Origin of the sequence: Pseudooceanicola sp. LIPI14-2-Ac024, from assembly GCF_042188925.1 — a bacterium.
Classification (GTDB): Bacteria; Pseudomonadota; Alphaproteobacteria; order Rhodobacterales; family Rhodobacteraceae; genus Pseudooceanicola.
In genome coordinates this window covers 3,509,739-3,532,790 of the sequence record NZ_CP170102.1, presented here as the reverse complement: position 1 = coordinate 3,532,790, position 23,052 = coordinate 3,509,739, and the positions used below count along the sequence as shown (strand labels likewise).

Genomic DNA, 23,052 nt, shown 5'->3' with positions numbered 1-23,052 from the left:
GTCAGAGCGCGTCGTCCATCCGAACCATGACCGACACGGTGCCGCGCACCGGCTCCTCCCAGAACAGCTTCACCTGGTCCCTGTTGGTGCCCTCCTTGAGGTTCACGTAGGGCATCCCGAAATGCGCCGCGCCGGTCGACCGTTCGATCTTGCCGTTGGCCACCAGCCCCTCGCAGGTCTGCGCCCAGCCCCCGAATGGCAGCTTCGGCGAACAGGTGATCGTCCAGGTGCTGGACGCGCTGGCCTGGTCGTGCCGCACCAGCAGCGGGTTCAGCGCGCCGGTCTCGACGTTGTTGAACATGTTGTCCGAGAAGGTCACGTTCTTGCAGCGGTCCCAGTCGAGCGTGGCGAACGAGGTGTCGACCTGCTCCACCCGGTCGATCACGCCGTGGATGGTGCGGAACACGTTGCCGGTCACCGCCATGCCGTTCAGGAAATGCCCGGTGCCGTAGGGCTTGACCACGATGAAGGTGAACCACGGCGCCACGTCGGAACACAGGAACACGTTGTCGGTGATGCTGAGCCCCGAGAACGAGAACTCCGAGCTGAAGGCCGGCGCCGCATCGTGTTCGTTGGCCCATTCGATGAAGCAGTTGTCGATGTAGTTGCCGTTCACCGTCGCCCGCGTGTTCGGATGGGTCAGGATCAGCCCCGGCGTGCGCACGGCGTTGTTCTCGTCATCGCCCTGGAACCAGTGGTTGCCGGTGATGATCGTGCCGGTCCCGGCCAGCACCGCGAAATGGCGGAACTGCACGATGCGGTTGTCGCGGAGCTTCACGTCGTTCGCGTTGGCGTTCAGCGCGATCGTGGTGCGGGCCGTGCTCTCGGTCCCGCTCTCGTTGCTCAGGAACTGACAGCGGTCGATCAGCATGCCCTGGCAGCCCTCGCCGTGGCTGGTGATGCCGCGATCCTTGGGCGCGTTGATGTAGCAGTCATAGACGTGAAAGATCAGCCCCGAGGGCGCCAGCAGGATGCCCGACGCGCGGCCCTGGCAGCGAATTTCCACGTTCGAGATCGAGAACTTGTCGAAATCGTCGAAGCCGCTGAAGTCCAGTACGTACTTGAACCGGCGGAAGGTGTAGGTCTGCGTCCCCGCCGCATCGTAAAGCGGCGCCGACAGCGTCACCTCCTGCGCGCCGACGTTCTTCTCGCGGACATAGACCTCGCGCCCCACCCCGTTGCCGGTGACAAGCGATCCGACCTTGATGTTGGCCACGTTCACCACGTTCGTCAGCTTGCGGTCGTTCGACGGCGAATAGGTCGCCTGGCTGGTCGTCACCTCGTCGTCCCAGGCGCTGTTCGACATCACGTCAAACTGGCCGTTGCAGATGTGGCGGCGCGTCGCGTAGGACGTCTTGTTCGCCACCGCGGCCGCCATGTCGATCGGCCCCTTCACCGCGATCCGGCGCCCGCACATGTCCAGGCTCTCGTGCTGGCTGTCGTTCAGCAGCGACTGGAACGCCTTCTTGAAGGCCAGCTCCTCGTCCCCGAAAGCGTCGATATAGGCGGCGAGGTCGAAGTTGCGGGTCAGCGACAGGATCGACCCGGTCGCCATGCTCACCGTGCCCTCGAACCGCACCCGGTTCTCCAGCGTCAGGCTGCCGCCCAGGACATACTCCCCCGCCGGGACCAGGATGGTCCGCCCCTCGGCCGCCGCATCCGCCGCCTCGAAGGCGGCGAGGTCATTGGTCGACCCGTCGCCAAGCGCGCCGTAGTCGCGCACGTCCACCCATGGCATGATCTCGCGCAGGAAGACGCCGGTGACATCCTCGATCTCGATGTCGTCGATCCGGACCACGCCGCCGTTCGCCCCTGTCAGGTCCAGCCCGAAATGGCCATAGACCGGCTGCGCGCCCCAGGGCATGTCGACGCCGCCGCGCGTGCCGGTGCCGACGATGGCGCTGACCTCGACCACCTCGCCGTACTGCGTCAGCGTGACTGAGGGCCCGGTCTCGTCCAGCCCGGCGACATGCGCCTCGGCCCCGTTGCCGGCCCAGCCGGCGATCCGGACCGAGGGCAGGTTGCCGCTGATCGCCTTCACCCGCGCCGACACCCGCAGGTAGCAGCCCGGCAGGATCGGCGTCTGGCCCATGTAGCGCAGCTTCTGCGTGGTCTGGCCCTTGAGGACCTCGAGGCAGCCGCCGAAATCCGCGTCCGCCGGCACCACGGCCGCGTTCGGATCGCCAGCATAGGTGTCCGACCCGGGCGTGCCGTCGCCCTTGGCCCAGACCGACAGCCCGGCCGCAAAGGCCGGCGGCATGAATTGAATTCCTTCGGTGATCGCCTTGTTCATCCCAGGTCCCCTTCCTCGCACCCGCGCCTGCGGGCCGGTGGTCATCGGGCTGGGGAGCTAGCAAAACCGGCTTAACGCGCCCTGCCGGCACCGCGCGATGCGGGCCGGGCAGGCAACGGTTCAGGTTGCGACGTCGGGGGCGGGAAGGATGCTCACGCCGTTGATCTTCCACCCGTTTCCGGTTTCGATCATGTCATAGCGCAGCAGGAAACGGCGGCCCTGCATGTCCTCGACCTCGACGATCTGGCTGTACCCGCCGGGCGCTTCCTGCAGGTCGAGGAACCGCAGGTCGCGCGGCCGGTGCACCATCGGGTAGCCGCGCTGCACCATCATGCCGAAGTTGTCGGGCGTGCCGAAGAGACCCTGGATCGTCGGGCTGGCGAACGTGAAGGCCCCGGCGAAATCGTCCGCCTTGAACCGTTCGATCTGGCCCGAAATCACGCCCTCGATCTCGCGCGATTGCGCCGCGGCGGGCAGCGCCAGCGCGATCCAGATCAGTGCCGCCGTGAGGATCCGTTGCATCGTCGACCTCCGTTTCCTGCCCCAGATACGGGCGGGCGGGCCGATCGGTTTCGAATTTCCGCCCGCTCAGCCGTCCAGCAGCCAGCCAAAGGCGCGCTTCAGTTCGGCCGCGCCGTTGTCCTCGAACCACCTGCCATGCGCGACGATCACCCGCTTCGGATCCCAGTCGATCATCCGTTCGATGTCCTCGCGCAGCAGGTCCTCGTTGCCGCGGAACGTCATCCGCATGTCGCGCGGCATCGACCCGTTCGGCGCGGCGATCCCGGTGGCCCGCAGAATCGGCCACATCCACCACGGTTTCTTGTCCTTCTCGAAATTCTCGATCAGGTCGGTGAGGATCAGCGTCCGGCTGGCCCTGTGGTGGAACACCGCCTCGGCCACGGTCTTGCTGCCCCGCACCACCAGCCAGTCGAAATCCGCCGCCCAGTCCGGGTTGGCCCCGGCCAGGTAGTGATCGAACTCCAGCGGGATGCCGTGCCGTTCCGCCCGCCGCTCGACGCCGGGGGCGATCCAGGCCTCGGCCTCGGGAAAGGCGTGCTTCCAGTCGGTCAGGTAGGCATAGTGGATCACGCTCGGCGCGATCAGCGCCTTGACCTGGCCAAGCGCGGCGATGCGCGCCTTCAGCGCAAGGCTCAGCTTGATCGGCGAATGGATCCAGAGCCCGCCGCCCGACAGGCGGACGACGGTCATCCGGGTCGAGAACGGCATCCCGTAGAACCTGATTTCCGGCCCGTCGACGATCCAGATGTCATCGGCAACCGGTTTCAGGACTTCCAGCGGTTCGTATCCAGTCCCCACAAGACTCTCCGAGCGTACTCCGCGCGCGCAGAGCGCGACGCGTTACCCCAACTCGCCGTCCAGGGCCTTGTCGATCAACGCCACCGTTTCGTGAACCCCGTAGAGGGCGATGAATCCCCCGAACCTCGGCCCTTGGCTCGCACCCAGTAGCACCTCGTATAGCGCCTTGAACCAGTCACGCAAAGGATCGAATTTTTCGCGTCCGACCGCAAAGACGAGGCTTTGCAGCTCTTCGGCGTCCATCGGGCCGCCCCAGTCCTTCAGCCCGTCGCGCAGTTCGACCAGCGCCTGACGCTCCAGGTCGGTCGGGGCGCGATAGACCTTCTCGGGCTTCACGAAGTCGTTGTAGTAGCGCACCGCGTAGCCCGCAGCGGCATCCAGACCCGGATGCGTTTCGGGCGTGGCGTCCGGCGCATAGCGGCGGATGAAGCCCCAGAGCGTTTCCTTGTCCTCGGCGCTCGCCACGCTGGCGAGGTTCAGCAGCATGGTGAACGGCACCACCATGTCGGACGCCGGGACGTTGTGGCCGTGGATGTGGAACACCGGGTTCGCGGCCTTCTGGTCATCCGACTGGTCGGGATAGGCGCGCAGCTGCTGATGGTACTCGTCCATCGCCCGCGGGATCACGTCGAAATGCATCCGCTTCGCGGTCTTGGGCTTCTGGTACATGAAGTACGACAGGCTCTCGGTCGAGGCATAGGTCAGCCACTCGTCGATCGACAGGCCGTTGCCCTTCGATTTCGAGATCTTCTCGCCATGCTCGTCGAGGAACAGCTCGTAGGTGAAGTGGTTCGGTTTCTTGCCGCCAAGGATCTCGCAGATCCGGTCGTAGATCGGCGTGTTGGTGCTGTGATCCTTGCCGTACATCTCGAAATCGACGTCCAGCGCGGCCCAGCGGGCGCCGAAATCGGGCTTCCACTGAAGCTTCACCTGCCCGCCGGTCACCGGCAGGGTCCATTCGCGCCCGGTCTCGTCGTCGAAGGTGATCGTGCCTTCCTTGGCATCGACATGCTTCATCGGGACATAGAGCACCCGGCCGGTTTCCGGATGGATCGGCAGGAAGCAGGAATAGGTCTGCTGCCGCTCCTCGCGGAGCGACTTCAGCATGACCTGCATGATCTCGTCGTACTTCTCGCAGGCCTTCAGCAGCGTCTCGTCGAACTGGCCCGACTTGTAGAACTCGGTGGCCGAATAGAACTCGTACTCGAACCCGAAGGTGTCGAGGAACCGGCGCAGCATCGCGTTGTTGTGGTGGCCGAAGCTCTCGAATTCCTCGAACGGGTCGTACACGCTGGTCAGCGGGCGCTGCAGGTCCTCGCGCAGGCGGTCCTGGTTCGGCACGTTGCCCGGCACCTTGCGCATCCCGTCCATGTCGTCCGAAAAGCAGATCAGCCGGGTCGGAATGTCGCTGATCACCTCGAAGGCGCGGCGGATCATCGTGGTCCGCAGCACCTCGCCGAAGGTGCCGATATGCGGCAGGCCCGAGGGGCCATAACCGGTCTCGAACAGCACGTATCCCTTCTCCGGCGGGGCCTTCTCATAGCGTTTGAGCAGGGCGCGGGCCTCTTCGAACGGCCAGGCCTTCGAATTCATCGCAGCGTCACGCAGGTTGGTCATAGCTCAAACTCCATAGGGCCCGGGACTCACCGGGGACAGGGGCGCTACCTATTGCCCGCCACACGCGGGGTCAATATTCTGCACTGCAACGCCAGACGACGAGGATTTCCATGACCGAGACCGAACCCCACAGCCTCACGCCGCAGGACTGCCTTGTCGCCCTGATGATCGCGGTCTCGATGTCGGATGCCGACATCCGCACGATGGAGCTGGTGAAGATCGAGGATGCGGTCAACACCCTGCCGATCTTCGGCCATTTCGACACCGACCGGATCAAGACGCTCAGCCAGATCGTCTTCGACCTCTTCGCCGAGGAAGACGGGCTCGACGCGCTCTTCGGCCTGATCCGCGAGAACCTGCCGCAGCGGCTCTACGAAACCGCCTATGCGCTGGCCTGCGACGTGGCCGCCGCGGACGGCGTGCTGCGCGAATCCGAACTGCGCCTTCTGGAAGAGATTCGCTACGAGCTCGACATCGACCGCCTGCACGCGGCCGCCATCGAACGCGGCGCGCGGGCCCGCCACCTCACCGAATAGGCAAATCCGGCCCCGTATCGGCCAATCCGGCCGCCCCGGCGGCCGGAAGGCCCGTCGTTCGGCCGGTTTCCGCTGGGTCAGGAATCCCCGAATTGCCGTTCCGGTGCGCCGGGCGCATGCTGGAGGCCTATTTTAGAAAGGCCTTATCCATGACCCGTGTCCATTTCCTGATCCTCGCCACCCTCGCGCTCTGCACGCTGCCGGTGATCGGCACCCTCGTCGATTCCCATCCCCCGCAGCGCGCCATCGCGCTGACGCCGGACATCCAGCTCAGGCACTACTGACGGCCCTGCCACCACCACCGGGACCCGGGCCCAGGCCCGGGTCACGCCGCGCGCCTCAGCCGTAGAGCGCCGCCCACCGATCCATCAGGCCCTGCTGCAGCATCTTGGCCCGGCCGTTCCAGGCCATCATGCCCGGCGGCCGTTCGCGTTCGTGGTCGCCCAGGGCGTCGCGACGCGGCACGTCGGCGCAGAAGATCGCGAACACCAGCTCGGTCCCGTCCGCCAGCGTCTCGTACCCCGCCAGCCCGCTGACGAAGTTCAGCGTCCCGGTCTTGGCCACCACCTTCTCGGGATGGGTCACGTCCTTGCCGCGCGCGTCGCCGCGCATCGCGATGGTCTTGAGGATCGGCCGAAGGTGGCCCTGCGACACCGGGTCGGCCAGCACCCGCACCAGGCTCGAAGACATCACCCGGCTGTCGCCGCCCAGACCCGAGTGATCGACCAGCTCGATCCCGTCGACCCGGAATCGCGTGCTCAGCCAGGCGCTCATCGCCACGCCCGATTCCACCAGCGTCGCGGTTTCGGGATAAAGCGTCCGGCTCGCCGTCATGCCCACGCATTCCGCGGTGATGTTGGTCGAATGGAACAGCATGTCCTCGAGGATCTCGACCAGCGGCCCGCTGTCGTGCCGCGCCAGTTCCGTCCCTTCGGGCAGCGCCGTCGCCAGTTCGGGCGTCTTCAGCACGATGCCATGCGCGCGCACCAGCGTCTGGAACACCTCGCCGGCGTAGAGCTCGGGCTTGCGCACCGGGAGCCAGCGCGCGCCGCCCTTGCCAAGCGCGCCATCCGCCACCGTCCAGCTGTCGCGCCCCTCGGCGTCCTCGTAGGTATAGACCGGGCCCGCGCGGTCCACGACCTGCATCCGGGCGATGGTCACGTCGGGCCGGTAACGGGCCGTCCGCGCGTCCATCGTGATCTCCCACTTCCCGCCCTCGCGCTTCCATTCGAAATGCACGCGGTTGAAGTTCAGGTTCAGCCCCGACACCGCCGGGCTGTAGCCCACGTGGTCCGGCTGCTCCATGTCGATGGTCGGCACGAAGGGCAGCGCACCGCCCCAGACGAAGAACCGGCCGGTGACCTCGGTCAGGCCGATCTCTTTCAGCTTGGTCGCCAGCGCGCCAAGCGCCTCGGTGTCGAGCGTCGGGTCGCCGCTGCCCGCCAGCACCAGGTCGCCCTTCAGCCGCCCGTTCTCGACCGGGCCAAGCGCGATGACACGCGTGGCAAAGCGGTGGTCGGCCCCCAGCACCTCCAGCGCGTAGACCGCCGTCGCGGCCTTGGCCACGCTCGCCGGCGGCAGCTTCACCCGGGTGTCGCGCCCCTCCAGCGTCATGCCGGTGCCGGCATCCGCCACCGTGTAGGACACCCGCCCGTCCAGTCGCGCCTTCTCGACCAGGTCCTCGCCCGGCGGCGCGGGCGGCGGCGCCATGCCCAGCCGTGCGGGCCGCAGCCGCGGCCGGATCGACCCGTCGGGCCCCTCGGCCAGCGCCGGCGCGGCCAGGGCGGCCAGGGCGCTCCCCAACAGCGCCCGCCGCGTGAGCCGTGCGCCTGTCTCCGAAGTCGTCCTGTCCGTCACCATTCGCCTCTCTGCCGCAGTTCGGTTCGAAGAGAGCGCCACCATCGGCACGTTCACGAAGCACCAGCAGGGCGTCGCGTGCCGGCCCAGCGATCCCGCCGCCCGGCTGGGCAGCCGTGCATGGGCGTAGATCCGCGCCGCCTTGGACATCCGGGCCGAGATCCTCTGGTGCGGTCGCGCCAGTACGCCGACCGGCACGTTATCCATGATCCAGCGCCATTCCTGCCACCTGTCCAGCTGCCCGAGGTTGTCCGCCCCCATCAACCAGACGAATCTGACACCCGGGTAAAGACGCCTGAGCGCTCTCAATGTCCGGGCGGTGTAGCGCGTTCCGATCCGGGCTTCGATATCGGTGATCTTCACATTCGGATGATGCATGACCGCCCGCGCCCGCGCCATCCGCTGCGCCAGCGGCGCCGGCCCCTCGGACTTGAGCGGGTTGCCCGGGCTCACCAGCCACCAGACCTGGTCCAGCCCGAACCGCTTCAGCGCCTCGCGCGTGATCATCGCATGGCCCGCGTGGGCGGGGTCGAACGACCCGCCCAGCAGGCCCACGACCTGACCGGCACGGGCATGGGGAAATCCAGAACGCATGGCGGCCATCTAGCCCATCGCAAACGGAAAAAGGAAGGGGCGCAGGGCGTTGTGCCACGTTTCGGGCGGCCACCCTTGCACCCCCGCCTCAGTGCGCCGCCAGTGCCTCGATATCCGATGCGATGTCGTCGGCCAGCGCGGCGACCCGGTCGCGCGCATTGGTGCGCTGCGCATAGGCCCGCATGCCGAAGATCGCCGCCTGCAGCCGGCTGGCCAGCCGCTCCGGGTCGGCGCCCGCGTCGATCTCCCCCGCCGCCTGGGCCTGGCGGAACACGCCGGCAAACACGCCCTCGGTGTTCTGGATCAGCGCCTCGGCCTGCTGCCGCAGCACCGGGTCGTCGTCCGGCGTCTCCAGCAGCGTCTTGACCAGCATGCAGGCCCGCGTCGGCCGCCCCTGCGCCCCGGCGCAGCCCAGCCGCCGGACATAGGCCGCCAGCGCCGCGATCGGTGTCGGACCGGCCTCCAGCACCGCGCGGAACTCCTCGCGCGAATGGGTGGCGTAGAGCTTCAGCGTCTCGCCGAACAGCGCCTCCTTGGACCCGAAGGCCGCATAGATCGATCCCGGCCGCATATCCAGCGCCTGCTCCAGGTCCTTGAGCGAGGTCGCGTGATAGCCCTTGGCCCAGAACAGCTCCAGCGCGCGTTCCAGCACCTCGTCCCGGTCGTATCTGGCGGGTCTCGCCATCGTCGCTGCGCCCCTTCCGGCCAACATTTGAGTGATCGCTCAAAATATAAGTTGAGCGATCACTCAAGTAAAGCTATCCCTGCCTCACCATTTTGAGCAACCGCTCAAGAATCAGAGGAGACCCGCCATGACCACCTTCGAACGCCACACCCTCGAAAACGCCCCGGAAGGCAGCCGCGCGCTGCTTGAGGATTCCAAGAAGGGCTTCGGCCGCGTCCCCGGCCTGCACGCCGTGATGGCCGAGGCGCCCGCCCTGCTCGAGGGCTACAAGCAGCTGCACCGCCTGTTCCAGCACGAAACCAGCTTCGACAAGGACGAACTCACCGTGGTCTGGCAGGCGATCAACGTCGAACATGCCTGCCACTACTGCGTCCCCGCGCACACCGGCATCGCCAAGATGATGAAGGTCGACGACGCCATCACCGAGGCGCTGCGCAACGAGACCCCTCTGCCCTCCGCCCACCTCGAAGCGCTGCGGACCTTCACGCTTCAGGTCGTGCGCCAGCGCGGCGACGTCACCGACGCGCAGGTCGAAACCTTCCTCGCCGCCGGCTTCACCAAGCGCCAGGTGCTCGAGGTCATCCTCGGCGTCGCGCAAAAGGTGATGTCGAACTACACCAACCACATCGCCCAGACCCCGGTGGACGAGGTGATGCAGCAATTCGCCTGGGAAAAGCGCGGCGCCGACGCCGCCTGACCGGGTGACGGGCGCGGCGGCCGGGGCCCGGCCGTCGCGCTCAGTGCCCCGCCGAGCCGCTGCCCGCCGACACCGGCGGGCCGGTCACGCCCATCGGGTCCTCGCGGCCCGACAGGAACGATCCGAAAACCTGCAGCGCCGGGATGTGATCGCAGACAACCTTGAGGAACACGAGGAAGGGCACCGCCATCAGCGCGCCCATCACCCCCCAGAGCCAGGCCCAGAACACCACCGCGACAAAGACCACCGCCGCGTTCAGCTTGAGGTGCCGCCCGACCAGCCACGGTGTCAGCATCTGCCCTTCGAGCGAGGTCAGCAGCAGGTAGGCCAGCGGCGGCAGCAGCGCCGCGCCCACCGTATCGAAGGCCACCAGCGACACCGCCGCACAGGCCACCACGCCGGTCAGCGCCCCTATGAACGGCACGTAGTTCAGCGCAAAGGCCGCCGTTCCCCAGAGGTAGGCATAGGGCATCCCCAGCAGGTAGAGCACCAGGCCCACCGCCATCCCGAGGCAGATGTTGATCACCGTGATCGCGGCCAGGTAGCGCGAGATCTGGCGCTCGATGTCGTTGGAAATCCGCAGCGCCCGCTTCTTGTCGGTCAGCGTCGGCAGCGCCTCGACCAGCTTGCGCTGGTACATGTCGCCCGCCGCCAGCAGGAACATCGCGAGGATCAGCGCGATGAAGATCGACGACCCCAGCCCCGCCAGCGACGAGAGCGCCATGCTCAGCATCCCGGGCTGGTCGCTGACGACGATGCGCTCCTCGTCCTGGCCCGGGGTGTCGTCGCCGCCGCCGGTGAGGTTGCGCATCTCCTCCGACGCCTCCTGCACCTGCCGGATGTGCGACTCGAAGGCCTCCATCTTCTCGCGCAGCTCGAACCGGATGCGCGGCACCTCGTCCACCAGCGTCCCCGCGGGCCCGCTCAGCATGTAGAGGCCAAGCCCCGCGACCACGCCGAAGGTCACCACCAGCACGATGGCCGACAGCGCCTCGGGCACGCCCCAGCGGCGAAAGAAGCGCACCACCGGCGACAGCGTCAATGCAATCAGCAGCCCCAGGACGATCGGCATCACCACGTCCTTGGCCAGCGAGATCGACCAGAAGAAAAACAGGATGAGCAGCCCGGCGAGCAGGTACTCGATCCGGCGCAGCATGGCCACGCGCGTCGACACGCCGCGATCCATCGTCGCGTTTCCCCCGTTGGACGTTTCGTCGGTCATCCCGGGCCAACCCCGCACGGGGCGTTCCGGTTCCCCGGCCAACTCGCCCGGCGGCGCCCCGACCGGCCGGACCCCGGGCAACCGGTCCGCCCTCCCGAAACAGTCGCCACCCGTCCCGGCGGCTGACCCCGGTCAGGCGACAATACCCCGCCGCAGGGGGCCGTTGCTTGCCCCATACGTCAGCCCCGGGTCAAACAGGCCATGTATTTCAATTCCTTAGTCACCAGAGAGCCAATGACCTTTAGCCCCAAGACCCTCTTCGCCGCCGCCCTCGCCTGTGCCGTTCTGGCCGCGCCCGCGGCCCATGCCGCGACCCACACCGCCACCAACGACCACGGCAGCACCGGCGCGATCGACGTGACCGGCAGCTTCGACCTCTCGGCCTTCGTCGCGCAGGAAACCTCCGGTGGCGGGACCTTCCAGCTGACCGGCGCGCAGATCGCCTTCTCGGGCAGCTCGGCCTATGTCGGCACGACGCAGACCTATTCCTACAGCTACACCTACGGCTATTCCTGCGGCAGCGGCTGGTCCCGCCGCACCTGCTACGGCACCCGCTGGGCGACGGGCTACTACACCGACGACCGCGTGCTCGACACCGTTCAGCTCAGCCTCGATGCCGATCCGGCCGACGGCAGCGCCGAGCAGACGCTGGCCGACAACACCCACGGCCCGGTCTACTCCAACGGCCGCTACACCACCTACAACCGCGCCGGCGCGGTCGCGCGCGAGGCGACGCTGGCCGACGACCTGCTGGCCGATCTCGCCGCCGACTGGTCGCTCGACTACGCGCTGAACACCACCGGCAACCCGTTCCAGACGCTGGGCGTGAGCCTGACCATCGATTACGAGGTCATCCCCGCCACCGCCGCGTCCTACGCCGGCACCGCGACCGTGCCGCTGCCCGCGGGTGGCCTGCTGCTGGCCGGGGCCGGTGCGACACTGGCCGCGCTCCGCCGCCGTCGCCGCGCCTGACCGCGCCTCGCGCGAGATGCAGCGGCCCGCGCCATCCCGGCGCGGGCTGCCTGCCGTTCAGGGGCAGTTGTAGAGCACCAGCTCCCCGTCGCGGACCGACAGCTGCCCGGCCTTCATCATCCGGTCCACCGTCGCCTCGGCCCGCGCGGTCATGTCGGCACGCAGCCCCTCGACCTCCTCGGGGCTCGCGCCCTTCTCGGCCGCCGCCGCCGCGATCACGTCGCCCGCCCCGGCAAAGGCCGACAGCCTGCAATCCGCCGCGCGCATGGTCTTCTCCACCAGCGCCTGCCAGTCCTCGTCCGACATCGCCGCCAGCATCGCCGCCGCATCCTCCTGCGTGGCGGGGCGCGGCTGGCAATCCGACAGCATCTCGCCCTCCAGCGCGCAGTCAAACGCCATGGCGCCGTTGCGCACCATGATCCGCCCGTCCTCCAGCACCGCCACCGGCTCCACCCCCTTCGCGGGGTCAAACTCCTGTGCCGCCGCCGGCAGGACCATCGCAGCGGCCAGCGCCGCGGCGGGGATCGTCAGTCTCGTCATGGGGATCTCCTTGCTCGTCGCCGCGACGCTAGCACGGCACTGCCGCAGCGTCAGGCCCAAACGGCCATCCCCGGCGGCCCGCGGCGCGCGGCCCGCCCGATTGCGCCTGCGAGAGCCCAGCGATAGCCTCGGCCGACGCGAACGCGGGCGCATGCCCGCCCGAAACGAAACGAAAGAGGTGATGGTGCCGGACGTTCTGCAGATCCCGCAAGGCAACGAAATGTTCGAAGGCTACCGTGCGGCCTTCGAGACATACGGCTTTTCGCCGGCCGTGAAATCGAAGGGGTTCCTCTACATCTCGGGACAGGTCGGCGCGCGTCCGGACGGCACCGCCCCCGACAGCGTCGCGGGCCAGACCGAATGGGCCCTGAAACGCATCCAGGAACTCCTGCGGATCGCGGGCCTGGACTTCAGCGATCTTGTCGATGTCACCAGCTACCACGTGGACATCGAACACACGCTTGCGGACTTCATGGAGGTCAAGCAGCGCTTCATCCAGAGCCCCTACCCGGCATGGTCGATCATCGGGATTTCCGGGCTGAGCCGACCCGAACTCAAAGTCGAGATCCGCGCCGTGGCCGCGCTGCGCGACTGATCCCGCCCGGCGCCCGGCCGGAACCGGGCGCCGCCGTGCCATCTCGCCGGCCTCAGGCTGCCACGTTCAGCGCACCCCGCATCGCCGAGATGTCCATCTGCATCACCGCGTGCCCGGCCCCGGGATAGACCTCGAACCGGACATCGGCCCCCATCCCGCGCAGCACCGCGGCGCTGTCCTCGGCCCGCTTGACCGGGATATGCGGATCGCGTTCGTGGACCGAGATCCAGACCTTGGCCCCGTCCCGCCGCCCGGCATAGTCAAAGCGCTTGGCATGTGCGCCATAGAGCACCTCGTCCGGCGCGCCCCCGGCATCGCCGGTGCCGACCAGCCCGCCCGAGAACGCCAGCACCCCGGCCAGCCCGTCCCCGTCCCGCGCAAAGGCCTCCAGCGCCAGGCAGGCCCCCTGCGAGAACCCGCCAAGCCAGATACGGTCACGCGGGATCCCCTCGGCCTCGGCCGCCGCCACGCCCTTGCGCATCGCGGCCAGCCCGGCCTCCAGCGGTGCCTGCATCGCCGCCATCGGCGCCAGGAACGAGGTCGGCCACCAGGACTGCCCCGGGGCCTCGGGCGCAAATCCCGCGACCTCCGGCAGCCCGGCGTGGTCGAGCAGCGACAGGATGTCCGCCGCCGACCCGCCGCGGCCGTGGGCGAGGATGATCCCCGCCCCGGCCCGGCCCTCAGCCGCGCCCGCGCGCCTCACGACGTCACCTTGATCGGCGGCAGGATCCGCTCGATCTGCGGCCGCAGCCGCTCGTGCTGCGCGGGCAGCTTCAGCGCCTCGCCCAGGTGGGCGAGATCCTCGTCGGCGGTGAAGCCCGGCGGATCGGTGGCGATCTCGAACAACACGCCCCCGGCTCGCGGAAGTAGATCGCGTTGAAATACTGCCGGTCGATCACCGGGGTCGTCGGCAACCCGGCCTTGGCCAGCCGCGACTGCCATTCGACCTGCTCGTCGTAGCTCCGCGCGCGGAAGGCGACGTGGTGGATCGTCCCCGCCCCCGGCCGCCCGATCGAGGGCGCGTCGGACAGGTAGATGTCCACGATGTTGCCCCGCGCATCGCCCGGCGCGACATAGCGCAGGCGGCGGCTGCCGTCGGCGCCGGCCTCCTCGCCCGCGAACGCATAGCCGAAGATGTCGACCAGCACCCGCGCCGTGGCCTCGGCCGACCGCTCCCAGAGCGTCACCGAATGGAACCCGTCCAGCACGGTCTCGGCCTCGCGGTCCGTCTCGACCAGCTCGACCGGCGCACCGTCGGGATCGCGCAGCGTGATGACCCGCTGCCCGAACCGCTCCACCGGCCCGGCAAAGTCGATCGCCTTCCCGGCCAGGTCCTCCATCAGCCCGTCGAACCGCCCCTTCGTCACCGAATAGGCATAGGCCGAGGCCATGCCGGCCCCCGCCCGCCCCGGTCCCGCCTGCACGAAGGGAAAGAAGGTCAGGATGGTGCCCGGGGTGCCCCCGTGATCGCCGTAGTAGAGGTGATAGGTGTCCGGCGCGTCGAAGTTGACGGTCTTCTTCACCAGGCGCTGGCCCAGCAGGCCGTTGAAGAAATCGACATTCTCCTGCGGCGGACCCGAGATCGCGGTGACATGGTGGATGCCGGGAATCTTGGTGGTCATGGCATTCCCTTTCCTGATGCGGCCCGACAGCCGGGCTCTCGCTTCGACCGCCAATATCGGCGTGCAATCCCGCAAATCAACGCCGCGATGCCCTGCGCCGGCGCACAGATTCTGTGCCCGTTCCGACCGGCCCCCTCAGGCCCCCTGCGCCGTCTCCGCCACGCCAGGCTCCTCCTCCACCCGCGGCTCGTCGAACTGCTCCAGCTCCTGCACCGCGCGTTTCGAGCCGAAGGTCATCGCGTAGGCGCCCGAGAAGCTCGCGCCCACCAGGAACACGTGCGCGGCATAGTCAGATCCCCAGCAGCATCACCACGATCGCCCCCGCCGTCCCGGCCGTCGATCCCACGTCGCTGAACCGGACGTAGAGCTTGATGCCCCAGATCCCCACCATCATCATCACCGCCGTGACCAGCGCCCCGACCCACAGGTCCGACCACGGCAGGCTCACGTCCGGCACCAGCCGGAACATCAGCCCGATCAGCACCGCCAGCGCCAGCAGCGACACCGGCAGGCTGATCCATTCGAGGTGCACCAGGCTCCCCTCCAGCAGCTTGTCGTCCAGCAGCGACAGCGCAATGTTGACCACGATCACCGCCAGCACGAAGAACCCGATCACGAACACCATCAGCACCGCCACCGCCTGCGACCAGATGTAGGCGAGGATCCCCTTCTTCGGCGAAGGCGGCAGCCCCCAGACCGAATGCAGCGCCACCTTGGCCTCGCGGAACAGCGCCGAGGCGCCGTAGAGCAGCACGCCGATCCCGATCAGCGACGACAGCGTGAACCCCCGCTCGGTGTTCCAGAACATCACCTGCACGGTGTCCTCGACCATGTCGGCGGATTCCGCGTCCAGCACGGTGTCGACCATCTCGCCGATCTCCTCCTGCGCCGTCTCCTGTCCGACGAAAAGGCTCACCAGCATCACCGTCACCAGCAGGAGCGGCGCGAGCGAGAAGATGCCGCGATAGGCCAGCGCCGCCGCCGACCGCGACGGCACGCTTTCGGTGTAAAGCTTGTAGGTCTCGGTCACGAGGCTCTTGATCCGGTCGAAAAGGGGCATCTGACCCTCCCTCACATGGCCTGTCGCCCGGGCCGTGGCCCCGGACGGAAAAATGGTGTTCTGCAAAATCCGCGCGGCGCGCGCCCGACCCCGGGGAAAATGCCCCGGCCCCGCAAAGGCGGTCGGTGATCCCAGACTACCGCAGGATTGCCGTTGGGGAACCCGCGAAGTGGGAAACCCCGCCACGCCCCCTTTCAACCCGGCCCCTTCGCGCGTATCTAGCCCGGCAACAGTGCAAGGAGGATTCCATGGCCGCCTATCAATACGTCTACCACATGTCCGGGGTCTCCAAGACCTACCCGGGTGGCAAGAAGACCTTCGAGAACATCCACCTGAACTTCCTGCCGGGGGTGAAGATCGGGGTGGTCGGCGTCAACGGCGCCGGTAAGTCGACCCTGCTCAAGATCATGGCCGGCTGGGACAAGGACTTCCAGGGCGAGGCCTGGGCGGCCGAGGGCGCCAAGGTCGGCTACCTCCCGCAGGAGCCGGAACTCAACTCCAGCCTCGACGTGCGCGGCAACGTGATGCTCGGCGTGGCCGCGAAGAAGGCCAAGCTCGACCGCTTCAACGAACTCGCCATGAACTACTCGGACGAGACCGCCGAGGAGATGGCCCAGCTCCAGGACGAGATCGACAGCCAGAACCTCTGGGATCTCGACAGCCAGATCGACATCTCGATGGAGGCCCTGCGCTGCCCGCCCGACGATGCCGACGTCACCACCCTCTCGGGCGGTGAAAAGCGGCGCGTCGCGCTCTGCAAGCTGCTGCTCGAACAGCCCGACATGCTGCTGCTCGACGAACCGACCAACCACCTCGACGCGGAAACCATCGCCTGGCTGCAGCAGCACCTGATCGACTACAAGGGCACCATCCTCTGCGTGACCCACGACCGCTACTTCCTCGACGACATCACCGGCTGGATCCTCGAACTCGACCGTGGCCGCGGCATCCCCTACGAGGGGAACTACTCCGCCTGGCTGGAACAGAAGGCCAAGCGGCTGGAGCAGGAAGCGCGCGAGGACAAGGCCAAGCAGAAGACGCTGGCCCGCGAACTTGAATGGATCCGCCAGGGCGCCAAGGCCCGCCAGGCCAAGCAGAAGGCCCGGATCAGCCGCTACAACGACCTCGCCGACCAGTCCGAGCGCGAGCGCGTCGGCAAGGCCCAGATCGTGATCCCGAACGGCCCCCGCCTCGGCGGCAAGGTGATCGAGGTCGAGAACCTCAAGAAGCACATGGGCGACAAGCTCCTGATCGAGGACCTGTCGTTCTCGATCCCGCCGGGCGCCATCGTCGGCGTCATCGGCCCGAACGGCGCCGGCAAGACGACTCTCTTCAAGATGCTGACCGGGCAGGAGAAACCCGACAGCGGCACCGTCGAATTCGGCGACACGGTGAAGTTGTCCTACGTCGACCAGTCGCGCGACGACCTCGACCCGAACGAAAACGTCTGGGAGGCGATCTCGGACGGCCAGGACATCATCCAGATCGGCGATGCCGAGGTGAACTCCCGCGCCTATTGCGGGGCCTTCAACTTCAAGGGCGGCGACCAGCAGAAAAAGGTCAACCTGCTCTCGGGCGGGGAACGCAACCGCGTCCACATGGCCCGCCTGCTGAAAGACGGCGGCAACGTGCTGCTGCTCGACGAACCGACCAACGACCTCGACGTGGAAACCCTCCGCGCGCTCGAGGACGCCCTGACCGACTTCGCCGGCTGCGCCGTGGTCATCTCGCACGACCGCTTCTTCCTCGACCGGATCTGCACCCACATGCTCGCCTTCGAGGGCGAGGCCCACGTGGAATGGTTCGAAGGCAACTTCGAGGATTACGAAGAGGACAAGAAGCGCCGCCTCGGCCCTGATGCGCTGGAACCGAAGCGGGTGAAGTACAAGAAGTTCACCCGCTGAACCAAGGACGATCCGAAGGCCGTAGGGTGGGGTTCAACCCCACCCTTTTTCTTTGGGGGCGTTCGTAAGCCGTGTTGGTCGGCTATGCGGACCATGCGGACATTGATGGCCGAAACGCGAGTATCCGTATAAAACTCTCGTCACGCGAAAAAAAATCCGCCTCATGTCAGCGGGAAAATCAGAATGATAAGAGCGCTAAAGATCCTCTCTCTCGCAATGTTCGGACTGATCCTGGCGACCGTCGCTTTCCTCGAGATTGCGGAAAGAGAGCATGTGAAGAAGTTCGTTCCGCCGGCATACGGGCCCGTGTGGGTGAAAAGCTCGACAAGTTTCTCAAGTGGGTTCGGCCCCGGCAACTATGAGGCTGGACTGGCCTTCTTCACTCTGCCGCGCGACATCGCATCGTCCATATCCGCCGAGGGCGTTGGCTGGCTCGACAATGCGGACCTGTCAGTCAAGAACAAGCTCGGCGAGAGAGTTGGAGAGTGGTTGCAGAACTCCGCTGGCAACGACATCCTTCACATGGATGGATCAGGAAAACTGCACATCGGGCGAACGGAAGGTGCCCTACGCGGGCCACGCCTGTCCCGGCGTGGCGGCCTATCTCCGAGGCAACGGTTTTCTCGACAAGCTGGCGAGATCGAAGTCCCGGAAGGTGGACAAAATCTTACTCAGTGAAGGCGCGTATATTTCCAAAAGAAGCCTCGGATACCTGATCGTGGCGCCAGAGCGGAGACTTGCGATCTTCGCGCACGCAGGATGACACGAAATCGGTCATTCGTCTTGCGCGCAGCAACGGACCCAAAGGGCTCGAAGCCGTCAATCGCGGCGGATCGGTGGTATATTGGGTCATCGGCGAGTATCGAAGACGTGAAGGACTGGTGGAGTGGAGGAACAGCCATGTCTACAGCCAACCTACCAGCCGTCCGTGCCTGCCGTCCCACTTGGAACAAAGGGCGCATCGTCGGCCAGAAACGTCCGCTGCAACCGAAGCACGTCTGGGCAATCCGAGTCCGCCTCGAAATCGCGCAGCGGACCCGCGAGCTGGCGCTCTTCAACCTTGCCATTGATAGCAAGTTGCGCGGTTGCGAACTCGTGCAGCTCAAGGTCGCCGACGTCTACGCGGCTGGGCGGGTCAAGCACCGCGCTGCGATCGTTCAAAGCAAGACAAGAAAGCCTGTGAGCTTCGAGATTGCAGAAGGGACCCGGAAAGCAATCGAAGCCTGGCTGGAAGCCCCGCTTATGGTCGGGTCAGAGCATCTCTGGCCGGGAAGGTTCAACGACCGGCGGCATATCTCGACGCGTCAGTATGCTCGCCTCGTCCGTGACTGGGTCACCTCGATCGGTCTCGAGCCGAGCGCCTACGGCACCCATTCCATGCGTCGCACCAAGGTTGCGCCGATATATCGGAAGACCGGTAATCTTAGAGCCGTGCAGCTCTTGCTTTATCACACGAAAATGGACAGCACCGTGCGCTACCTCGGGGTCGAGCTGGAGGATGCGCTCGCGATTGCAGAGTCGGTAGAGAGCTAAGCGCCAGGGGCCGGTCCGTCGCGTCCGGCCCTTTGGGGACGTTGAGAGCCCTTGCGGTTAGCGTCTGCTCTATATCGGCGAATCTTATGACGATGCTTCGGTGAAGCACTCTGACCTCCATCCCTGGCCATGAAACCGCAGCGGCGACATGAAATGCGCTTGTGTGTATCTGCGGGTAGGTTCCTCGTCTGAGCGCGGAAGTCTCTTGATCCAGTTTGGCGTTCGCCTCAACGAACGCCCTACGATGCAGGCCCTGCTCCGTCCGTCTGCTCCGTGGGGATCACGCGGATCGGCTCTGGCCGGGCCAACCACTCCCGGCCGCGCAGCATCGCCTTCCAATAGATCGGCGGCAGGGCGCGCGCCTTCAACCACCATGCCGCTCGGGTCGGCTTCGTGCCGTCGACCAGCCAGGTCGGGAAGGACGGCTTGAGTAGACCGCCATAGCCGAATTCGGCCAGCACGATCTTGCCGCGTTCCACTGTCAGCGGGCAGGACCCGTAGCCGTCGTAGTGCGCGGCGGGAGACCTGCCGTCGATATCGGCGGAAATGTTCTCGGCCACGACGGGCGCCTGTTTGCGCGCGGCGGCGGCGGTCTTGGCGTTCGGCGCGTTCATCACATCTCCGAGGCTCCAGATGTTTTCAAACTGCACGTGCCGCAAAGTCGCCGGGTCAACATCCACCCAACCGGCGGCATCCGCCAGCGGTGAGACCCGGATGAAATCGGGCGCCGTCTGGGGCGGGCAGACATGGATCATGTCGAAATCGACATCGACGCGCCGCGCCTCCGTTTCGGGTTCCTTCACCTCGAAGGTGGCACGTTTCGCCGGACCATCGACGGCGACGAGATTGTGGAAGTAGTTCAGGGTCGTGTCGTATTTCTCGACGTATTCCATCAACGCGGGCACGTAATCCTTCACGCCGAAAAGCACCCCACCCGCGGTCATGAACTGGATGTCGATCTCCTTCAGGACGTCGCGCCGCTGCCATGCGTCCGCTGACAGGTACATCGCCTTCTGCGGGGCGCCCGCGCATTTGATCGGCATCGGCGGCTGGGTGAAGACCGCGCGCCCCCGCATCATCTTCGACACAAGCTCCCAGGTGTAGCTTGCGAGGTCGTAACGGTAGTTGGACGTCACCCCGTTGCGGCCCAGCGTTTCCTCGAGCCCCTCCACCGCAGCCCAGTCGAGCTTGAGCCCCGGCGTGACGACGAGGCGGCCGTATTTCACCACGCGGCAGCCGTCCAGGACGACGGCGTCGCTCCTGGGCTCGAATGCCGCGACCGCCGCCTTGATCCAATGCACGCCGCGCGGGATCAGGCTGCCCATCGTACGCGCGGTGTCCTGCGCATCGAAGATGCCGCCTCCGACCATGGTCCAGCCGGGTTGGTAGTAGTGCACGTCCGCCGGGTCGATGATCGCGATCTGCAGGTCGGGCTTTCGGGCGATCAGGCTTGCCGCAACCGATATCCCGCCTGCACCGCCGCCGACGATCACGACGTCGAACCGCGCGTCTCCGGTTTCGGTGGGTGTCCGGCCTCCGTTGGCGATGCGTCGGGCGACCCCGTTCATGTCGTAACCGGCAGCAGCGGCCTTGCCGAGGATCTCAGGCAGGGGTCGCCTGTCCGCCTCGGACAGGGACCAGAGAGTGGTCGACCGCGTGCCGGTCCGGCAATAGGCGAAGACTGGGCCGGGCAGCGTGCGCAGAGCCTCTCCGAAGGCACGCGCCGTGTCGTCGGTCACCACCCCCGGCGTCACTGGCAGATAGCGGAACGACAGGCCCGCCGCGTCGGCGGCGGCTGCGATCTCCTCGTGGCCGGGCTGGTCCGGGCCCTCGGCATCGGGGCGGTTGCAGATGATCGAGCGGAAGCCGGCGCCTGCCAACGCGGCGACGGCGTCGATGGTGATCTGGGGGCCGACCGAAAGGCCGGCGTTGATCTTGCGGATGTCCATGAAAGTCTCCTCCCCGAGAGAAAGGAAACGGGTGGCCCAGGGGCGGGCGGGCCACCCGCAGCGGCACCGTTCAGAGTGCGTTGACAGGCACCTTCAGGAACCGCTTGCCGTCTGCGTCCGCGGGGGGCAGTTCACCGCCACGCATGTTCACCTGAAGCGACGGGATGATCAGCCTGGGCATGTCCAGCGTCGCGTCGCGCTCGGTCCGGAACTTGACGAATTCTTCCTTTGTCTTGCCCTCGCCGACATGGATGTTGAGAGCTTTCTCGTCCGCAACGCTGGTTTCCCACTCGATATCGCGACCGTTGGGACCGTAGTCATGGCACATGAAGAGGCGCGTCTCGTCCGGCAGGCTCAGCACCTTCTGGATCGAGTCGTACAGCTCGCCCGCGTCGCCACCGGGAAAGTCGGCGCGGGCCGATCCGCCGTCCGGCATGAAGAGCGTATCGCCGACGAACCCGGCATCCCCCATCACGTGGGTCATGCAGGCCGGCGTGTGGCCTGGCGTGTGGATCGCGAGGCACTCCATGCCGCCGACCTTGTAGGTGTCGCCATCGTCGAACAGCCGGTCGAACTGGGACCCGTCACGCTGGAACTCTGTCCCTTCGTTGAAGACCTTGCCGAAGGTGTCCTGCACGACGGTGATGTTCTTGCCGATGCCCAGCTTGCCGCCCAGCTTCTGCTGGATGTAAGGCGCAGCCGAGAGGTGGTCGGCGTGGACATGGGTCTCGATCAGCCATTCGACTTTTAGGCCCTGCTCCTGAACGTAGGCGATGATCTCGTCGGCGTGCCTGTAGCTGATGCGCCCGGCGGCGTAGTCGATGTCCATGACGCTGTCGACGATCGCGCAGGCGTCGGAATCGGGGTCCTTCACGACGTAGGAGATCGTGTTGGTGTCCGGGTCGAAGAACGCTTTGACATCGGGTTTGACAGAGGTATCGGTGGTGTAGGTGTTCATCTCATGCTCCTGAACTGAGGGGGCTGCGGTCACGAGGTCCGGCAGGTCCTGATTCCGAAAAGGGTGTAGAGCGGGCATCTGCCCAGGATCGCGGTCACGCCGAACACGGCCGCCGCCACCACAGCCAGGCAGACAAGCAGTGTCGACGCGATGAATGCGCTGCCGAACACGAGGTAGATCAGCACCGCCGCGACGACGGCGCGCAGGATACGGTCAAAGGTGCCCATGTTGCGGGTCATGCAGTGATCCTCCTTGGAATCAGTTGATGACCCGTCTTCGCATGTGCGGTCCCGAACCTTTGGTGACTTGGTCACAAAGGTCCGGGGCAGATGGCATTTTCGTCGATTTCAGCGTTCGCCGGAAGACCGCGCCAGCCGTTCCAACCCCTCGCGGCCGACGATGTGCACCTGGCCCCGGGATTGTTCGATCCAGTTTCTCCGGTGGAACTCGGACAGCGTGCGCGAGATCACTTCGCGGGCGGTGCCCAGCTCGTTGGCCAGCACCTGGTGGGTGGCCTGCACCGTATCCCCCTCCCCGGCCAGTTCCAGCAACCGCGCGGCAAGGCGCACATCCATCCGCTGGAACACGATGTCGTCGATCAGCGTGAAGAGGTCTGTGATCCGCCGGGAATAGGCCTTGAAAACAAACTGCCGGAAAACCGGCGACCGCGCGGCGAGGTCGTCGAAGGTCGCACGCGGAATGGCGACGGCCGTGACGTCGGTCTCGGCGATACCGTCGGCGGCGTAGTCCTCGAAGGCGAGCATGCACGCGGTCGTCAGCACGCAGCTTTCACCGGCGTGCACGCGGTAGAGGAACACCTCTCTCCCGGTATCCGACTTCTGTTGCACCCGCACCGTCCCGTTGAGCAGGAGCAGCAGGTTGTCGGCGGACTGCCCGGGTTCGAACACCTGCGTGCCGGCCGGAACCTCGACCACCTGGCTGCCCGCAACCAAGGCCTCTCGCAATTCGGGCGGAAGTTGCCGCAGCCCTTCGAACCGGTCGATCCAGTCTTCCCCTACCACGTGCCTACTTTCGCCTTCAGTCTATCCAGGAGCAGTCTCACCGGACCGTCACGGCGGTGCAAGCGCCCCGTCACCG

Annotated in this window: 25 protein-coding genes; 8 read left to right on the top strand and 17 right to left on the bottom strand. The window is 66.6% G+C overall.

Translation table 11 applies throughout. The features are described 5' to 3' along the window. Nucleotide 1: 1 nt before the first annotated feature. The 4 genes from ACE2AC_RS17280 to ACE2AC_RS17265 all read right to left on the bottom strand — a co-directional run bounded on the left by ACE2AC_RS17280 (nucleotide 2) and on the right by ACE2AC_RS17265 (nucleotide 5,230). Nucleotides 2-2,293, bottom strand: coding sequence for a glycosyl hydrolase family 28-related protein (locus ACE2AC_RS17280; protein WP_375688661.1), 2,292 nt, complete (start codon nucleotides 2,291-2,293; stop codon nucleotides 2-4). 120 nt (nucleotides 2,294-2,413) lie between these two features. Further along, the gene (locus tag ACE2AC_RS17275; RefSeq protein ID WP_375688660.1) at nucleotides 2,414-2,815 is read right to left on the bottom strand and encodes a DUF4864 domain-containing protein; all 402 of its coding nucleotides are present in this window, start codon (nucleotides 2,813-2,815) and stop codon (nucleotides 2,414-2,416) included. Between the two features lie 66 nt (nucleotides 2,816-2,881). After that, on the bottom strand, nucleotides 2,882-3,613 hold the full coding sequence (locus ACE2AC_RS17270) for a DUF4336 domain-containing protein (protein ID WP_375688659.1): 732 nt from the start codon (nucleotides 3,611-3,613) through the stop codon (nucleotides 2,882-2,884). 42 nt (nucleotides 3,614-3,655) lie between these two features. After that, nucleotides 3,656-5,230, bottom strand: coding sequence for a lysine--tRNA ligase (locus ACE2AC_RS17265; protein ID WP_375688658.1), 1,575 nt, complete (start codon nucleotides 5,228-5,230; stop codon nucleotides 3,656-3,658). A gap of 110 nt (nucleotides 5,231-5,340) precedes the next feature. On the opposite strand from ACE2AC_RS17265, the gene ACE2AC_RS17260 reads away from it, so the two are divergent. Both ACE2AC_RS17260 and ACE2AC_RS17255 read left to right on the top strand, forming a co-directional pair. After that, nucleotides 5,341-5,766, top strand: a complete 426-nt coding sequence (locus ACE2AC_RS17260) for a tellurite resistance TerB family protein (RefSeq protein ID WP_375688657.1) — start codon at nucleotides 5,341-5,343, stop codon at nucleotides 5,764-5,766. A 149-nt stretch (nucleotides 5,767-5,915) separates the two neighbouring features. Then, a complete protein-coding gene (locus ACE2AC_RS17255; RefSeq protein ID WP_375688656.1) occupies nucleotides 5,916-6,050 on the top strand; it encodes a hypothetical protein in 135 nt (44 codons plus the stop codon). A 55-nt stretch (nucleotides 6,051-6,105) separates the two neighbouring features. On the opposite strand, the gene ACE2AC_RS17250 is transcribed toward ACE2AC_RS17255, so the two are convergent. Together ACE2AC_RS17250 and ACE2AC_RS17245 are read right to left on the bottom strand one after the other, a co-directional pair. After that, complete coding sequence (locus ACE2AC_RS17250; protein ID WP_375688655.1) at nucleotides 6,106-8,217, bottom strand: nicotinate-nucleotide adenylyltransferase; 2,112 nt, start codon at nucleotides 8,215-8,217, stop codon at nucleotides 6,106-6,108. Between the two features lie 88 nt (nucleotides 8,218-8,305). After that, complete coding sequence (locus ACE2AC_RS17245) at nucleotides 8,306-8,902, bottom strand: TetR/AcrR family transcriptional regulator (RefSeq protein WP_375688654.1); 597 nt, start codon at nucleotides 8,900-8,902, stop codon at nucleotides 8,306-8,308. A gap of 127 nt (nucleotides 8,903-9,029) precedes the next feature. Between ACE2AC_RS17245 and ACE2AC_RS17240 the strand changes: the two genes are divergently transcribed. Continuing rightward, the gene (locus tag ACE2AC_RS17240; RefSeq protein WP_375688653.1) at nucleotides 9,030-9,599 is read left to right on the top strand and encodes a carboxymuconolactone decarboxylase family protein; all 570 of its coding nucleotides are present in this window, start codon (nucleotides 9,030-9,032) and stop codon (nucleotides 9,597-9,599) included. A gap of 40 nt (nucleotides 9,600-9,639) precedes the next feature. Here the strand turns inward: ACE2AC_RS17240 and ACE2AC_RS17235 are convergent, their stop codons facing one another. Then, nucleotides 9,640-10,821 (bottom strand): AI-2E family transporter, encoded by a 1,182-nt coding sequence (locus tag ACE2AC_RS17235; RefSeq protein WP_375688652.1) that lies wholly within the window; start codon nucleotides 10,819-10,821, stop codon nucleotides 9,640-9,642. A 234-nt stretch (nucleotides 10,822-11,055) separates the two neighbouring features. Between ACE2AC_RS17235 and ACE2AC_RS17230 the strand changes: the two genes are divergently transcribed. After that, nucleotides 11,056-11,793: a hypothetical protein gene (locus ACE2AC_RS17230; RefSeq protein ID WP_375688651.1), complete on the top strand. Its 738-nt coding sequence runs from the start codon at nucleotides 11,056-11,058 to the stop codon at nucleotides 11,791-11,793. Between the two features lie 57 nt (nucleotides 11,794-11,850). Here the strand turns inward: ACE2AC_RS17230 and ACE2AC_RS17225 are convergent, their stop codons facing one another. Continuing rightward, nucleotides 11,851-12,333, bottom strand: a complete 483-nt coding sequence (locus tag ACE2AC_RS17225) for a hypothetical protein (RefSeq protein WP_375688650.1) — start codon at nucleotides 12,331-12,333, stop codon at nucleotides 11,851-11,853. 151 nt (nucleotides 12,334-12,484) lie between these two features. Between ACE2AC_RS17225 and ACE2AC_RS17220 the strand changes: the two genes are divergently transcribed. Further along, nucleotides 12,485-12,928: a RidA family protein gene (locus ACE2AC_RS17220; protein ID WP_375688649.1), complete on the top strand. Its 444-nt coding sequence runs from the start codon at nucleotides 12,485-12,487 to the stop codon at nucleotides 12,926-12,928. Nucleotides 12,929-12,980: 52 nt separating this feature from the next. On the opposite strand, the gene ACE2AC_RS17215 is transcribed toward ACE2AC_RS17220, so the two are convergent. From ACE2AC_RS17215 to ACE2AC_RS17195, 5 genes are all read right to left on the bottom strand, one after another. Then, nucleotides 12,981-13,631, bottom strand: a complete 651-nt coding sequence (locus ACE2AC_RS17215) for an alpha/beta hydrolase (protein WP_375688648.1) — start codon at nucleotides 13,629-13,631, stop codon at nucleotides 12,981-12,983. Continuing rightward, the gene (locus tag ACE2AC_RS17210; protein WP_375688647.1) at nucleotides 13,628-13,774 is read right to left on the bottom strand and encodes a hypothetical protein; all 147 of its coding nucleotides are present in this window, start codon (nucleotides 13,772-13,774) and stop codon (nucleotides 13,628-13,630) included. Before ACE2AC_RS17210 ends, ACE2AC_RS17215 begins: the two co-directional genes overlap by 4 nt. Next, a complete protein-coding gene (locus tag ACE2AC_RS17205) occupies nucleotides 13,702-14,550 on the bottom strand; it encodes a VOC family protein (protein WP_375688646.1) in 849 nt (282 codons plus the stop codon). The genes ACE2AC_RS17210 and ACE2AC_RS17205 overlap by 73 nt, the downstream gene beginning before the upstream one ends. Nucleotides 14,551-14,685: 135 nt before the next feature. Further along, complete coding sequence (locus ACE2AC_RS17200) at nucleotides 14,686-14,826, bottom strand: hypothetical protein (RefSeq protein ID WP_375688645.1); 141 nt, start codon at nucleotides 14,824-14,826, stop codon at nucleotides 14,686-14,688. Between the two features lie 13 nt (nucleotides 14,827-14,839). After that, the gene (locus tag ACE2AC_RS17195; RefSeq protein ID WP_375688644.1) at nucleotides 14,840-15,610 is read right to left on the bottom strand and encodes a YihY/virulence factor BrkB family protein; all 771 of its coding nucleotides are present in this window, start codon (nucleotides 15,608-15,610) and stop codon (nucleotides 14,840-14,842) included. A gap of 248 nt (nucleotides 15,611-15,858) precedes the next feature. Here ACE2AC_RS17195 and ettA point away from each other — a divergent pair, with 248 nt between their 5' ends. From ettA to ACE2AC_RS17180, 3 genes are all read left to right on the top strand, one after another. After that, the gene (ettA, locus tag ACE2AC_RS17190; protein ID WP_375688643.1) at nucleotides 15,859-17,514 is read left to right on the top strand and encodes an energy-dependent translational throttle protein EttA; all 1,656 of its coding nucleotides are present in this window, start codon (nucleotides 15,859-15,861) and stop codon (nucleotides 17,512-17,514) included. A 216-nt stretch (nucleotides 17,515-17,730) separates the two neighbouring features. After that, a complete protein-coding gene (locus tag ACE2AC_RS17185; RefSeq protein WP_375688642.1) occupies nucleotides 17,731-18,192 on the top strand; it encodes a hypothetical protein in 462 nt (153 codons plus the stop codon). 222 nt (nucleotides 18,193-18,414) lie between these two features. Beyond that, nucleotides 18,415-19,047 carry a tyrosine-type recombinase/integrase gene (locus ACE2AC_RS17180; protein ID WP_375688641.1) on the top strand — a complete coding sequence of 211 codons (633 nt, stop codon included), beginning with the start codon at nucleotides 18,415-18,417 and terminating at the stop codon, nucleotides 19,045-19,047. A 239-nt stretch (nucleotides 19,048-19,286) separates the two neighbouring features. Here the strand turns inward: ACE2AC_RS17180 and ACE2AC_RS17175 are convergent, their stop codons facing one another. The 4 genes from ACE2AC_RS17175 to ACE2AC_RS17160 form a co-directional block, all read right to left on the bottom strand. Continuing rightward, nucleotides 19,287-20,996, bottom strand: a complete 1,710-nt coding sequence (locus ACE2AC_RS17175; protein WP_375688640.1) for a TIGR01244 family sulfur transferase — start codon at nucleotides 20,994-20,996, stop codon at nucleotides 19,287-19,289. A 70-nt stretch (nucleotides 20,997-21,066) separates the two neighbouring features. Further along, a complete protein-coding gene (locus ACE2AC_RS17170; protein ID WP_375688639.1) occupies nucleotides 21,067-21,954 on the bottom strand; it encodes an MBL fold metallo-hydrolase in 888 nt (295 codons plus the stop codon). A 29-nt stretch (nucleotides 21,955-21,983) separates the two neighbouring features. Beyond that, the gene (locus ACE2AC_RS17165; RefSeq protein ID WP_375688638.1) at nucleotides 21,984-22,193 is read right to left on the bottom strand and encodes a DUF2892 domain-containing protein; all 210 of its coding nucleotides are present in this window, start codon (nucleotides 22,191-22,193) and stop codon (nucleotides 21,984-21,986) included. 108 nt (nucleotides 22,194-22,301) lie between these two features. Further along, the gene (locus ACE2AC_RS17160; RefSeq protein ID WP_375688637.1) at nucleotides 22,302-22,976 is read right to left on the bottom strand and encodes a Crp/Fnr family transcriptional regulator; all 675 of its coding nucleotides are present in this window, start codon (nucleotides 22,974-22,976) and stop codon (nucleotides 22,302-22,304) included. Nucleotides 22,977-23,052 lie beyond the last annotated feature (76 nt).